13 protein-coding genes are annotated in these 13,108 nt (G+C 42.4%); 6 read left to right on the top strand and 7 right to left on the bottom strand.

Annotation, left to right across the window (positions count from 1 at the left end; genetic code table 11):
• Positions 1-5 precede the first annotated feature (5 nt).
• A complete protein-coding gene (locus I6N95_RS18545; protein WP_209530831.1) occupies positions 6-488 on the top strand; it encodes an SRPBCC domain-containing protein in 483 nt (160 codons plus the stop codon).
• On the opposite strand, the gene I6N95_RS18550 is transcribed toward I6N95_RS18545, so the two are convergent.
• Entirely contained in the window at positions 485-1,294 is an 810-nt protein-coding gene (locus I6N95_RS18550) for an endonuclease/exonuclease/phosphatase family protein (protein ID WP_209530832.1), read from the bottom strand. The genes I6N95_RS18545 and I6N95_RS18550 overlap by 4 nt on opposite strands.
• Positions 1,295-1,362: 68 nt before the next feature.
• Here I6N95_RS18550 and I6N95_RS18555 point away from each other — a divergent pair, with 68 nt between their 5' ends.
• The gene (locus I6N95_RS18555; RefSeq protein ID WP_209530833.1) at positions 1,363-2,148 is read left to right on the top strand and encodes a MurR/RpiR family transcriptional regulator; all 786 of its coding nucleotides are present in this window, start codon (positions 1,363-1,365) and stop codon (positions 2,146-2,148) included.
• Between the two features lie 24 nt (positions 2,149-2,172).
• Here the strand turns inward: I6N95_RS18555 and I6N95_RS18560 are convergent, their stop codons facing one another.
• The 3 genes from I6N95_RS18560 to I6N95_RS18570 form a co-directional block, all read right to left on the bottom strand.
• A complete protein-coding gene (locus I6N95_RS18560; protein WP_209530834.1) occupies positions 2,173-3,228 on the bottom strand; it encodes a tyrosine-protein phosphatase in 1,056 nt (351 codons plus the stop codon).
• Between the two features lie 16 nt (positions 3,229-3,244).
• Positions 3,245-4,516, bottom strand: coding sequence for a PTS sugar transporter subunit IIC (locus I6N95_RS18565; RefSeq protein ID WP_209530835.1), 1,272 nt, complete (start codon positions 4,514-4,516; stop codon positions 3,245-3,247).
• A 228-nt stretch (positions 4,517-4,744) separates the two neighbouring features.
• Positions 4,745-4,960: a hypothetical protein gene (locus I6N95_RS18570; protein ID WP_209530836.1), complete on the bottom strand. Its 216-nt coding sequence runs from the start codon at positions 4,958-4,960 to the stop codon at positions 4,745-4,747.
• Between the two features lie 266 nt (positions 4,961-5,226).
• Here I6N95_RS18570 and I6N95_RS18575 point away from each other — a divergent pair, with 266 nt between their 5' ends.
• Complete coding sequence (locus I6N95_RS18575) at positions 5,227-6,186, top strand: L-lactate dehydrogenase (RefSeq protein WP_209530837.1); 960 nt, start codon at positions 5,227-5,229, stop codon at positions 6,184-6,186.
• Between the two features lie 42 nt (positions 6,187-6,228).
• On the opposite strand, the gene I6N95_RS18580 is transcribed toward I6N95_RS18575, so the two are convergent.
• The 3 genes from I6N95_RS18580 to I6N95_RS18590 all read right to left on the bottom strand — a co-directional run bounded on the left by I6N95_RS18580 (position 6,229) and on the right by I6N95_RS18590 (position 8,737).
• On the bottom strand, positions 6,229-6,846 hold the full coding sequence (locus I6N95_RS18580; protein WP_209530838.1) for a GyrI-like domain-containing protein: 618 nt from the start codon (positions 6,844-6,846) through the stop codon (positions 6,229-6,231).
• Positions 6,847-6,924: 78 nt separating this feature from the next.
• A complete protein-coding gene (locus tag I6N95_RS18585; protein ID WP_209530839.1) occupies positions 6,925-7,734 on the bottom strand; it encodes a MerR family transcriptional regulator in 810 nt (269 codons plus the stop codon).
• Between the two features lie 160 nt (positions 7,735-7,894).
• On the bottom strand, positions 7,895-8,737 hold the full coding sequence (locus I6N95_RS18590; protein WP_209530840.1) for a VOC family protein: 843 nt from the start codon (positions 8,735-8,737) through the stop codon (positions 7,895-7,897).
• A gap of 404 nt (positions 8,738-9,141) precedes the next feature.
• On the opposite strand from I6N95_RS18590, the gene I6N95_RS18595 reads away from it, so the two are divergent.
• The 3 genes from I6N95_RS18595 to I6N95_RS18605 all read left to right on the top strand — a co-directional run bounded on the left by I6N95_RS18595 (position 9,142) and on the right by I6N95_RS18605 (position 13,064).
• A complete protein-coding gene (locus tag I6N95_RS18595) occupies positions 9,142-9,978 on the top strand; it encodes a Cof-type HAD-IIB family hydrolase (RefSeq protein WP_209530841.1) in 837 nt (278 codons plus the stop codon).
• Positions 9,979-10,222: 244 nt separating this feature from the next.
• Entirely contained in the window at positions 10,223-10,915 is a 693-nt protein-coding gene (locus I6N95_RS18600) for a response regulator transcription factor (RefSeq protein WP_209530842.1), read from the top strand.
• The gene (locus I6N95_RS18605; RefSeq protein WP_209530843.1) at positions 10,893-13,064 is read left to right on the top strand and encodes a sensor histidine kinase; all 2,172 of its coding nucleotides are present in this window, start codon (positions 10,893-10,895) and stop codon (positions 13,062-13,064) included. Before I6N95_RS18600 ends, I6N95_RS18605 begins: the two co-directional genes overlap by 23 nt.
• Positions 13,065-13,108 lie beyond the last annotated feature (44 nt).

A 13,108-nucleotide genomic window follows, 5' to 3' on the forward strand; every position in this document is an offset into this window, starting at 1 on the left:
TTGTCATGGAAAAAGGGAGCATTAAAAAGCAGGGGAAGGATTTAATTGTCACTTGGCACGTCGATCTCTCGATCAACCTAGCTAATGTTTGGCGTTTAGTAACAACTGACAAGGGATTAGCCAGTTGGTTTCCAGAGTTAAGAGTGGGAAGCTTGGCTGAAGGAGGCCACTTAGTATTTGTGATGACGGAAACCGAACAACTGAACATGCCGATCTTCAGTTATCACGAGTTGGCAACCATCGGATTTGAATGGGGAGAAGATCAGGTAACCTTTAGATTGACACAGTTATCTCAGGAACAGACCCGACTTGAGTTAGCAGAAACGCTAACTGCAGTGACCGAGCATACACCTCGTGATCTAGCGGGCTGGACCCTTTGTTTGGAGAGACTAAAAAAAGGCAGTCACGGTTTAGAACTGCCATTTTCTCAGCCGTTATTTGACGAATTGTCTCAGTATTACGCAGCCCAATTGCAACAACTTGACTAAGTCAACTTGTTTGTTAAACTAACAGCTAAACCAAAATGATCTGAAATAAGTGGGCCCCTTACGCCATTAAATAGAATCATTGAGCTAGCTATTGGCAACGCGTGGGAACAGAATACATAGTCAATGCGTATCGCTTGCTGGTTATCTTCCCAGCCAGCGATATTTTTTTCAACTGTAGCAGCCCCCTCTCTGTGATCAGCTAAATAAAAGGTGTCATACCAACCGCTTTTAGTGATCAGCTCATACCCTTCGCCGGTGATGTCAGCAGGATTGTTGAAATCACCTAATAGGAAGACAGGCACTGTAGCAGAGAGCTTGATCGCTTTAGTCAAGCTGGCCCATTCGTAACGAAAACCTATGGACTGTTTTGGCTGCCACCATGAACAATGAACGGAATAAAACCAATAGCTCTGTTGCTGGATAGTGACTTTAATCCCCAAAGCTTTTCGTCGTTGGTAGTTATCGTAAGCCAATTCTGGAGGGGAGAGCAATAATTCAGCGACTTCTTCAATCGGGTGCAATGAAAGTAAGGCCAGCCCCTCGTCAAATTTATCATAGGCCAAATGAGTGGCGACCCAACGCCAGTGATAGGTCAGCCCTTTTTTTTCGAGAGCTGTTACTAATAGATTCAGGTAGTTATCAGGTTGCCAGGAGATCAGAGAACCGTCGGCCTGATGAAGTTGATTGACTTCCTGGAGTGCAATGATATCATAGCGTTCGCAGGCAATTTGCTCCGCTAGTGTGTCAATTTTAGTCAGTTGTTGGTCTTCTAGCCAACTGTGAGTGTTCAAAGTTAAGAGTTTCATCGGCAATCCTTTCCATATATGTTAGCGCTATAAGCTGTGTTATAATCAAGTTTAAAGGAGGCTGAGCCATGTCACTAGAGCATTTAATTATCGAACATAAACCAATTCTGAATCAAAATGATCTGGATACGTTGTTATTGATCGATCATCATTTAGGGGAGTGTGCTGATTTAACCATTGTTGAGCTAGGTCAAAAAGTGCACATGTCCAAATCCTATTTACTAAAGCTAAGTCAAAAACTAGGCTTTTCGGGGTATTCGGAATTTCGTTATTACTTGAAGCAGTTGCAAGCACGTAAAGTCGTAGTTCCTATGACAATGTCCGCTCAGGAATTGTTGATGAGTGATGTCCAAGTCACCAATGATCTGTTGGCCCAATTAAATTTTGAACCAATGGTTGACGCTATTCGTCAAGCAAATCACGTTTTTTGTTATGGGACAGGGGTTTCACAGCAAAGTATTGTCAGGCAGCTCTCAAAAAACCTGATGTCTGTTGGCAAAATTGTGGTGACATTGCCCACCCATACAGAATTTATGACCAATATCTCCTTAATGTCTCAGGACGACTTACTGATCATCGCCTCTCTGAGCGGAGAAACAGCAGAGATTATTGATGAATTGCGCTTGTTGAAGATGCGACAGGTAGACTTACTGGCAATTACCCAGTTTAAAAGTAACACGATCGCTAGCATCGCCAATTATAACCTTTTTTTCCAAACAACGCCCTATCAAATTGTCAATTCGGAAAGTGTTATTTACTCTTTCGTGACATTAGATTTAGCCGTTGATTCATTATTGAGGCATTATATTGATCATTTTAATCACAGTGAAAGGACTAAAGAATCTGAGGCCTAAGGCCCAGATTCTTTAGTCCTTTGCTTACCTTTCAGGGGAATAACAATAAGCTTGGCGCATACGGATGATCTCAGCCTCGCTAATCCCTAGATAGTGACAGATATAATCCAAGGGTGTGCCAGAAAGCCGAGTCATGGCGTCAAAAGAAGCTTGTAAATAACTTTCTTGGGTACTCATGGCATCGGCCAAGGCCTTTAAAACCATGGGATGGTCTGTGTATTGTTGGTATTCCTGCATGCGCTTGTGGTTGCGCTCTCGATTCATTTCAATGGTGAGCAGATAATCCTCAAAAATAGTCCTTGTTGGCACTCCCAATAATATGAGAATTAACGCTGTTCCGTAACCCGTTCGGTCTTTGCCGCCACGACAATGTTGAATCAAGGGGGCATTGTCAGGATTTTTGACTAAGGTCAGAAGCCCCTTAAACGCCGCAATTCCTAGTGGGTCTTCGACAAAACGAGCCATTTCTTCCGCCATACCTGCTCGTCCTTTTTCAAAGTAGGCTTGGGCGTCAGGGGACTCGGCGATTTTGAGTAACTGATCGATGCGTTCCTTGTCAGTTTCCATGCTGGCACTGGCTAATTCCGCCATACTGGCGTTGGGAGAACAGATGTATTCTTGGGCGGTGGCTATTTTTTTATTGGGTCGGCTATTGCGCTCCGCCAAGCTCCGGTAATCAATGATCGATCTAATGGCCATCGCTTCCAAATAGCGGCAATCCTCAGGGGGTAAAGGGAATAGATCATCGGAACGAAAGAGTAACCCGTAGCGGGTGATCTGCCCGTTGTCAGTTAAATAGCCACCTAAATCCCGTAAATTATTAAGCTGGACCATCACCTTGCGTTCGGCGATTAGGTAGTGGGTTGTTTCAGAGCGCAGATAGAAGTAGAGGCGCTGACTGGAATCAGGATCAGGAAACGTGATGGCCTGATCGGAAAAAGTTGCTAAAAATTGTTTGTTTTCAGTTGATAATGTGGGCTGGTTCCCTACAAAAAGCTCATAAGAAAGCCCATTTTTTTGACTTTTTGTGATGGTAAACTGTTGGTTTATTCGTTGGATAGTGAAGGGTTGTGAGCTCATAATATCACCTTTCTTGTTATAGTTGTGGTTCTTGTTCGTCTTTTAAATTTTGCTTATCTAAAATTTTAATAAAGGGGATGTACAACAGCATAATCAAAACCATTTGAAAGATGCTAAAGGCCGCACCACGCCAAGAATTAGTCGAAATAGCTGCGCCGATAAAAGGGAAAGGCAGGCCCACATTTACGCCAGTGATTCGCGGCAAAATGCCTAAGAGCGTCGCCAGATAGGCAGAGGCCACGGAAATCACCGGCGCCAGAGTCATGGGAATAAAAATAACGGGATTTAAAATCATGGGAATCCCAAATTTCATCGGTTCGCTAATCCCGAAAAAGCCTGGCGCAATGGCAATTTTACCAACGGTTTTTAAATGTTTGCTTCGCGTCATAAGCAATAAAACTAAGGCTAAGGCCAGATGACGAGGGCCTTTAAACGTGTCGATAAAGGTTTTGGTAATAATGTTTGGCAAATCTGAGTGAGCCATAAAGGCTTCCAAATTAGCAATGTCTAAAGGTTGATATAAGGTATATAAGATAGCCGAAGTGGTCATGCTGCCGTGGATACCGAAAAACCACAAGACTTCAGAGAAAAACATTAAAAACATCAGCGCCCAAATCGAGCTGCCCATTCCTTCTAAAGGTTTTTGTAAGATGGCGTAAATAAAATCATGAATATTAGTGTAGGCAGTCAGCGAAAACAGCCAATTGACTAACAACATCAGCAAGCCAATGATAAAACCAGGGATTAAAGCGGCGAATGACGTTGACACATTTGGTGGGACCGAAGCAGGCATCTTTATAATCCATTTTTTATCGAGAATAAAGGCGTAGAGTTTGGTGACAACCATTGCGACAATCATGCCAACAAACATCCCTTTTGAACCTAAATAATCCAAGCTAATGGCAGAGATCGTGGCTTCCCCATCAACAAAACTGCCAATGGGAGTGACGATAAAAAAACTCATGAGGGCAAAAAGGACGGCCGTTGCTTTATTTTTACGATAGTGATCGGCCATTTCGTAAGATAAGGCCGCTACAACATAAATCGAAATCAAGCCCATGGTGATGGTTGTTCCTAGTTGCAGAACGGATTCAATACCGGTTTTGGCAATAAAGTCCTGGTAAGGGGGGATCCCTAAATTCGATAACAGAGCGGCTAAAGAGCCGACAGCAGTTAAGGGGAATAGTTTAAACATTCCTTGAGAAATGGTTTTAATAATGACATTACCAGAAAAAACACCCATATAATACTGTAATTTGTCTGAAACCTTAGCAGATGATTGATTCATTAATAATCCTCCTTGGATTGGAAACGTTATCGAACATGTTCTACTTTATTATAGTGGGCGCTAAAAAAATAACAATAGTTTGCAGAAACTAGGGATTTATTTGACAACCTAAGGATATTTCCATAAGCCGTGGAAATATCCTCAAGTTCAAGAAAAGCAGGGGAAAGAGGAGTGGTTAACTGGCCAAAAAAAGCCAGTCATTCTATTGAAGAACAACTGGCGTAAGGGTTAGATTGGTGTTGGTTTAAAGGTGATGGTACATAAGTCTTTGTAATGGAAGTGGTAGCTGGCTCTAAGTGAGTTGTTTTCAATTAGTGTCGTTGCAGTGTCCATCACATCTTGTTGATCGAAGCTCGGGTAATTTTTAGTATGTGACACTAAAGGTGGTAACTCTTTACGCGCTTCCTCAAGTAATAATTCTTCAATGTTTTCACGGTATGCCATTGTATGCAACCTCCTCTGCTTATCTACTATAACACGAATCTTGAGGGGAAAATAAATCATTCCTGCGACATTGTGACAAAAAGGGGCAACATTTTGTTTTATTGACGCCAAATTGTCACATTTCCAGAGAGGATTGGTCTGTTATTCCTCCCTTAAAACAAAAAATGGTAAGAAAGCCAATCATATTATTTTCATGGGGTTTGAAAAAGAGGTAAAATAACAGTGGAAGCTTAATAAGATGATTTATCAGAAAAGGGGTCATTGTTATGAGTCAGAGAAAAGAGAAGGAAAAAATAATTTTAGTTGGAGCCGGAGATGTGGGTTCCAGTTATGCATTTGCCTTAGTCGCCCAAAATATCGGCCGAGAATTGGGCATCATTGATTTGGATACGGGGAAGAGTGAGGGCGATGCCCTTGATTTATCAGACGGTTTGGCCTTTACCTCTCCTAAAAAGATTTATGCCGCGACCTATGATGATTGTAGCGATGCTGATTTAGTGGTAATAACAGCAGGGGCTGCCCAAAAAGAAGGGGAAACTCGTCTTGATTTGATCAATAAAAACTTAAAAATAACCAAAGGCATTGTCGACAGCATTATGGCGAGCGGCTTTGACGGGATTTTTCTGGTAGCCAGCAATCCGGTGGACATTTTAACGTATGCTGTTTGGAAGTTTTCGGGGCTACCGACAAATCGCGTGATCGGGTCAGGAACCTCCCTTGACAGCGCCCGCTTCAGACGAGCTTTGGCAAACTTAACAGATGTGGATGCTCGAGATGTCCATGCGTATATCATCGGCGAACACGGCGATACTCAATTCCCCGTGTGGTCCCATGCCAACATCGGTGGGTTACAAATTTACGAATGGGTCAGAGAGCACCCGGAAATTACTGAGGACAGCTTAATCGAGTTGGTGACAGGTGTTCGTGATGCTGCTTATAAAATTATTCAACGCAAAGGTTCAACGCACTACGGAATTGCCATTGCTTTGGCACGAATTACCAAAGCGATCTTTGATGATGAAAATGCCATCTTGCCGCTATCGGTTTATTTAGATGGTGAGTATGGCGAAAAAGATATTTACATCGGTTCACCGGCGATTATTAATCGCGAAGGCATTAAGAGCGTTCTTGAAATTCCCTTAAACGATTTGGAAAAACAAAAAATGCAAGACTCCGTTTCAACGATTAGAGAGATGCAAACGGGTGCCTTTGAAAAATTGAAATAAGCCAAAGAAGCAAGTAGCCAACAGGCCGCTTGCTTCTTTTAATTAGTGAATCGGAAAGCGTAAGACCGTCTTTAGTTTACTAGCCTCGACTTTTTCCGCATTGGATAAATAAATTTCTTTGTGGATATGACCGACCCGTTGAAGGCCATGCTCCTGACAGTATTGAGACATGATCTCAAAGCTGACTGGTTCAGAGTCATAACTTCCCACATGGAGCATCTGTAAATTTTTTCCTTCAGTAATGGTTTCTAACTGGACTCGTTCAGCCTGATCAGCCCCTATTTTTTTTACGACTCCCGCTTTAACGGCAGTCATTAACTCGGCGGTGACAAATTCTGGTTGGCGAATCATCAGGTGGTAAATAAACTGATCTTTATCCAAGGGCTGTCCGGGGACCGGTACTACTTTTGAATCCCAGAAGGCTTCAAGGGGGAAGACCGTATAATCAAAATAGCCCGCTGTTTCGATGCCTTTTTTAGGTGACATCTTAATGCCGTAAGAATAGGCGTAAAGGGCTTGAATAGCCGCCTTAAAGCCTGGACCATTAGGGTTCCCTTCCCCCTTTATCGTCAGGTACTGTAGGGGTGGCAGTTCAATCACTGTCGGGATAGCCTTTGGTAAATACAATTCCTTGTCTTTTTTGCGCCATTCGTATTTCATCTCTTTAACCTCCATTAGTGTTTATCGTGTTAAATTTAGTGTAAGCTCTCTAGCACAGGGGAGAGTCAAGGGGGAATGTTATGCAGGGCTAAAGGGAATCGACAATTGGGTTTCATACGAGTTGGGATTCCCCAAAAACGTTTTACCCGGCCCTTTTAGGTAGACTTCTCTTGAAGGGAAGTTTAGGCGGTAACGCTGTTTTTTTGCGTAATCCATAAGGGCCTTATAGGAACGAGAAAGGCTGTCATAACCGCCGTAATGGATCACTTGCAAGACAGGTTCTGCCGGCAGTTGCCAAAACTGGATGTTGGCATCCTTCAGTGTGAAGCGTTGCTTAACGGGCAAACAAACGCGAATGGTTGCTTGTTCTTGGTAGTTATCATCGTAAAGCAACGTCGTCACAGGGCCAGCGGTGTATTTGCCAGCGGCTTTGTACAACTGGCCAATCAGAGTGCCCACATCTTCGTAGCGACCGTAAAATTGTCGGCTAATCGTCAGCTGTGAAAGACTGTCGGTTTCTTCAATAAAGGCCTGCTTCTCCATTTTAGTGACCGTTTGTTGTCTGTTGATTTCTCGACTAAGGGCGTCGGTTAGCTCTTTGTCAGCTGCTATTCGCTGGTTGACCTGTTGTTGTTTTTCCTTTAAAAAGAATTGGAAATCTTCTGGGCCGCGGCTGTTTTTAAGGACATCTTTGATTTCCAATATGGAGAAGTCAAAGCGCCGTAAGAGGGAAATTTTAAGGGCTTGTTGGTAGTTAGCTTCATCGTAATAGCGATAGCCCGTCTGTTCGTCACGCTTATAAGGAATTAATAAGCCTTCCTTATCATAATAATGAAGGGTTTTAACCGTTAATTTAGTTATTTTAGAAAATTCGCTAATTAAGTACATCGAGAGACTCCTTTAATCCTATGATAAAGTAATCATAGCATATCTTACCAGAAAAAAAGAAGCCTCAAGAGGCTTCTTAACCAGCAAAGCGAGATTAGCCAAACATTGCCGTAAACAATTAGACACTTAGTTCCTTTTGGGTGGTGATAGGCGCTGCTGATTAGTTAGTGGCAACCACATAGCGAAACTTGATGCCGTTTGGATCATGAAAAACTAAGGCTTGTTCTTCTATGGTGAAGGGGTAGTTTTGCGTCTTCATGGCCCCTTGGGTCTCTGCCATGACTTGGTCAGAGACGTTAACTAAAATCTCGTTGATTCCCGGTGTTCCGTCTTGATTGTCAGGGAAGTTGCGGGTGGTCCAAATATTACCGGCAAATTGATGGTGATACCCATCTTTGCCATAAAAAGCGGCTTGCTGACCAAATTCTGTGGTAATGGTGAAGCCTAAGACCTCATGGAAAAAAGAGCTAGTTTCTGGAACAGTGGAGACGGCCAAATGAACATGGCCGATAAAGGTTTCATCGGCTAGGTGTTGGAATTCTTGAGTAGCCGCGGCTAACACCCCTTCCACATCCATCGCTTCGGTCACTCCGACGATAATCCCATTGTCACGGAGGTCCCATTGATCTTCAGGTTTGTCAGCGTAAACTTCAATTCCGTTTCCTTCAGGGTCAGCCAGATAAACAGCTTCGCTATAGCCGTGGTCGCTAGCACCTTGAATCGGGTATTGGCTGATCGCCAGATGACGTAGAAAATTGCCGAGAGCTGCGCGATTTGGCAGTAAATAGGCCACGTGATACAGGCCGCTTGTCCGCTCTTGAGGTTCCGTGGTGTGAACGAGCTCTAGCAAGATTTCCCCAGTGCGTTTAATCCCCAGCTTAACAGTGTCTTCGGTTTTTGCTAAAAGGGTTAATCCCATAGTCTCTTCATAAAACTGGGTCATTTTAGTTAAGTCTCTGGCATTTAAAGTGACGGTTTGAATTTTATAGTTATTTAAGTTCATTAGAATACCAACTTTCTATCATTAATTGATAAGACAAGCATACACTAAAATAAAGTTACTTACAAATAATAAGTATTGGAAGTGGTTAGCTGTTTCAATTATTACCTTAGTTAAAGATGAAACTTGAGAAAGTTAGTGATAAATACCTGATATACTGAATGTATTGTTAGGAAGAAGCCAAAACAAGTCGCAAGAGCCCCCTCGAAACGATCAGTTAAACCAGTGGTTAAAGAGCGCTTCTTTCTAATCAATTGATTTAGTGGCAGCTAAGGCTAATTAAGGCGTAATCACCTGTTTTTTTTTAGCAAAACAGGTTTTTTTCTGTTGTTTCCGGGTATCGATGACTATCTCTGGCGGAGGATTATTGCTATGCTAGAGGTAAGGAAAAGATGGAGGATGACCAAATGACCTATAAGTTAATTGCATGTGATTTAGATGAAACACTGTTGAATCAAGAACATCGGGTAGCCAATCGAAATATTGCGGCCATCAAACGGGCTCAACAGGAATATGGTGTTAAGTTTGTACCGGCCACCGGTCGCGGTTATGCGTCTGTTCAGGAGACATTGAAAGAACTGGGGTTGTACGATGTCGCTGAGGAATATGTCTTATCTTTTAACGGCGGTGCGTTGACTGAAAACAAAGGCAATCGCTTGTTGCAGTTCAAAGGCATGCCTTTTGATAAGATGAAAGAACTGTTTGACTTTGGTTTACAACAGGATGTTTGTATCCATGTCTACACGCAAGAAGAGCTTTTTGTGTTTAGGATGTCTGCTAGTGAGCAAGCTCGTTTTGACAGTGGCGATATGGTTTATCATCATCAGATAAGCGATTCGGTGGCATTTTTAAAAGAGCAAACCATTGCCAAAATCCTGTTTCAAAACACTGACACAGACTATTTAAAGAGCTTGGAGCCCAAAGTTAGCAGTTTAACCGATGGTCAGTGTGAAGTCAGTTACTCTTCTAATCGCTACATGGAGTTTAATAGTTTGGGAATCGATAAAGGTCAAGGTCTGAGAGACCTTGCGGAGCTGTTGGGAATTGAGATGAGTGAGACCATTGCAGTTGGCGATAACTACAATGATCTGGCCATGTTAAAAGCCGCTGGTTTATCAGTGGCCGCCGCTAATGGAGTGCCTGAGGTGAAAGCTGTTTGTGATTATGTCACCCAGGCCGATCATAATGAGGGCGTTGTGGCAGAATTGATTGAAACGTATATTTTTAACGAGGCAGACGCTTAGTCTCATCCAAGAAGCAATCAAGAGTGGGCATATTAGACTGCCCACTCTTTTTGCTGTTTTGAGTGATTCTGCTTTTTTTCAGTCCAGAAGCGTGCTATGTTAGAAGGGATGAGTTCCTCTTTAAGAAAGATTTAAGAAAATGACGAAGAGAAATTTAACAGTTAGTCGCTATAATAGAGTTATCTTCTTAAGGAAATGAAACAACCCGCAAGAATGCCGGGACTGGAGAGATGGAGGAAACATGATGAAAAAAGTGATATTAGTCGTCGATGATGACGCTGAAATTAGACAGGCGATTCGCATCTATTTAGAACAAGAAAACTACGAAGTGATCGAAGCCGGCGATGGCTTAGAAGCCCTTGCCGTGCTGAAAGAGACCACTGTCCACTTGATTATCTTAGACATTATGATGCCTAATTTAGATGGGATCATTACCACCTATAAAATTCGAGAACTGAACAATGTTCCCATACTGATGTTAAGTGCTAAAAGCGAAGACATCGACAAGATTCACGGATTGCAAGTGGGTGCCGATGATTATCTCACAAAACCCTTTAGCCCAATGGAGTTATTGGCACGAGTGAAGTCGATGTTGCGGCGCTATTTAACCTTAGGTGAATTTGAAAAAGGCTCAAAAGATCTTTTAAGATTAAATGGTTTGGAACTGGATAAAGTGGCTAAGACGATCAAAGTGGAAGGTCAAGAAGTTAAAATGACTAAAACGGAATTTAAAATCACCGAGTTGTTAATGAGTCATCCTGGTCGTGTTTTTTCCATTGATGAAATTTATGAATCCGTCTGGGAAGAACCGAGTTTTAATTCAGATAACACGGTGTCGGTCCACATCCGTAAAATTCGCGAAAAGATTGAACTAAATCCGAAGGAACCGAAAAATTTAAAGGTGGTGTGGGGCGTTGGCTATAAAATGGAAAAATAGTTATACCCTTTTTGTGGCAACGTTGTTATTAGTCATCGGTAGTATGGTGATGTTAAATAACAAAGGCGCTAACTACGAGGAAGTTGATAAAGACTACCAGCTGGAAAATGAAATTGGCCCGAAGTTTGTCCTAAACTACGTGGAAAAACTAGATGAGAAGGATTTGTCGACGGACTTAGTTACCAGTTATATGGTCGATAACTACCGTTATGAGTATGGCGATTTGGAATTTCAAGTCCAAGATATTAACAACCAGTACAAAGGGTTAATCAAAGCCGCTGATGAAAAAAAAGAAAACAAGTTAGTTGAGAGCTTAACGGCGGAACGTGATAGTAAACTGTTGGATATTGTGTCCAACTATACGAACAATGGGGCTGTTAAGAAAAAAATTGTCGAACGAGACATTGACCGGTTGTTAAAAGCACAACCGAAAACGATCAAGCGCTTAAAAAAAGAGAACACCGATTACGCAGACGACAATTACATCTATTATTTTGAAGGGGAAGACGGGTTTGTGGTCACTAATTTGGCCACTAAGCCCCTCAGTCATAAAGGCAAAGATATTAAAGCGGCAATGGCAACCGAAAAAATATTAAACGTCAACAAAACAGCCATTTGGGCCCCTTTCCCAGATGAGTTGTTGGAAGTAGAAACCCTTAGTCAAAACGACATGGGCGATGGCTTTTCAATTAGCGGTTATGTCGCCACTAAAGAAGGCTCTGATGTGGCACTGTTAAAACAAAAAGTGGCCCAAGATAAAAAAAGACAAGGTTTCCTCTTTATGTGTGGCGTTTTTCTAGTTGCTGTTGGGGCCATTTTAGCCATGAGATTTGTCTGGCAGCCTGTTTATTTTAGCGAACAAGCAGCGGCTATCCAACGAATTCCCTTAGATGTGCGCTTACTGTTCTTGGCAATCTTAGGCTTGATCACGTTATTCACTTGGTTGATCTCGCCAGGGATGCCACTGCTGTCTTTTCGTGCCTTCTTCTTCTTTATTTTTGCCTACTCGGGGATCTTTAGCGGGTTGTGTTTAGTTAAAAATCTGTGGCTAACAATAAAAAAAGCCGAAGGGTATCCGGATTTTCCAACACAAGCCAAAGAGAGCCTCTTAGTTCGGGGCAATCAGCAAATTCGTCGTTGGCTTGGCCGCTTACCAGTGACGCTTAAAGTGCTAGCTGTTTTGGCTTATGGCTTCGCTGTTAGTTTTTTTTGGATGCTGCTGGTGATGAGAGATGCTAGTCCGCTAACTGCCATGTTTATGTTGACGATCATGTTATCTGTGGTCATCTTACCCTTGATTATAAGAGAATACCGCTTGGCCAAGTTATTAAAACGACCTCAGGAAATTTTAGAGCGCAATCAAGAGACGGCTCGACCGACGGAAATCAGTGAAGACATTAGTGACAATTTAAATCATATTGATCAAATCATTAGTACCACCCATGATAATCGTCAACGAAGTGAAAACTTGAAGGCGGAGTTATTGACCAATGTTAGTCACGATCTGCGAACGCCACTGACGTCGATTATTTCCTATGGTGATTTATTGACCAAAGAAGGGCTTAAAGAAAAGGATCGTCAGGAATATACCGCGATCATCAATCGTAAAGCCATGCGCATGAAAAATTTGATTGACGATTTATTTGCTGTCACCAAAATGAATAATGGTGAGATCAAATTGACAAAAAAAGTTATTAACTTGGGTCAACTGTTGCAGCAATCAATCGCTGAATACAGTGAAGAATTGGCGGAAAAAGACTTAAAGATGATGTATAGTAAACCAGAAGAGCCTGTGATGATGGCCATTGACGGCGATCGGATGTGGCGGGTTTTTGACAATTTAATCGGCAATGTGATCAAATACGCCATGCCTAGCACGCGGGTCTACTTAAAATTGGAAGATCTGGGGAATGGGGTTAAGGTCGAATTAAAAAATATCTCCCTCCATGAATTAAACGAGGATGCTAGCACACTGGTCGAGCGCTTTACCCGCGGCGATGAAGCGCGAAATACCGAAGGCTCGGGCTTGGGGTTGGCGATTGCCAATTCGATTGTCAGTTTACACGACGGGCGCTTTGAGATTGTTGTTGACGGGGATATGTTTAAAATTATCATTTATTTGCCAAAGGAACAGCAAGAGAACCCCTAAACAAACCAGAATCTTGAAAGAGGGGGTTAACCTCTTTCTGAGAT

This window comes from Vagococcus allomyrinae (assembly GCF_017829975.1).
In the GTDB taxonomy this organism is placed as follows: Bacteria; Bacillota; Bacilli; order Lactobacillales; family Vagococcaceae; genus Vagococcus_D; species Vagococcus_D allomyrinae.

Excerpts from the sequence above, each read along its gene's own strand:
- I6N95_RS18600 (WP_209530842.1), top strand. The coding sequence starts at position 10,223 with ATGAAAAAAGTGATATTAGTCGTCGATGATGACGCTGAAATTAGACAG.
- I6N95_RS18575 (WP_209530837.1), top strand. The coding sequence starts at position 5,227 with ATGAGTCAGAGAAAAGAGAAGGAAAAAATAATTTTAGTTGGAGCCGGA.
- I6N95_RS18580 (WP_209530838.1), bottom strand. The coding sequence starts at position 6,846 with ATGAAATACGAATGGCGCAAAAAAGACAAGGAATTGTATTTACCAAAG.
- I6N95_RS18595 (WP_209530841.1), top strand. The coding sequence starts at position 9,142 with ATGACCTATAAGTTAATTGCATGTGATTTAGATGAAACACTGTTGAAT.
- I6N95_RS18545 (WP_209530831.1), top strand. The coding sequence starts at position 6 with ATGGAAAAAGGGAGCATTAAAAAGCAGGGGAAGGATTTAATTGTCACT.
- I6N95_RS18550 (WP_209530832.1), bottom strand. The coding sequence starts at position 1,294 with ATGAAACTCTTAACTTTGAACACTCACAGTTGGCTAGAAGACCAACAA.
- I6N95_RS18565 (WP_209530835.1), bottom strand. The coding sequence starts at position 4,516 with ATGAATCAATCATCTGCTAAGGTTTCAGACAAATTACAGTATTATATG.
- I6N95_RS18590 (WP_209530840.1), bottom strand. The coding sequence starts at position 8,737 with ATGAACTTAAATAACTATAAAATTCAAACCGTCACTTTAAATGCCAGA.
- I6N95_RS18560 (WP_209530834.1), bottom strand. The coding sequence starts at position 3,228 with ATGAGCTCACAACCCTTCACTATCCAACGAATAAACCAACAGTTTACC.
- I6N95_RS18555 (WP_209530833.1), top strand. The coding sequence starts at position 1,363 with ATGTCACTAGAGCATTTAATTATCGAACATAAACCAATTCTGAATCAA.
- I6N95_RS18585 (WP_209530839.1), bottom strand. The coding sequence starts at position 7,734 with ATGTACTTAATTAGCGAATTTTCTAAAATAACTAAATTAACGGTTAAA.
- I6N95_RS18570 (WP_209530836.1), bottom strand. The coding sequence starts at position 4,960 with ATGGCATACCGTGAAAACATTGAAGAATTATTACTTGAGGAAGCGCGT.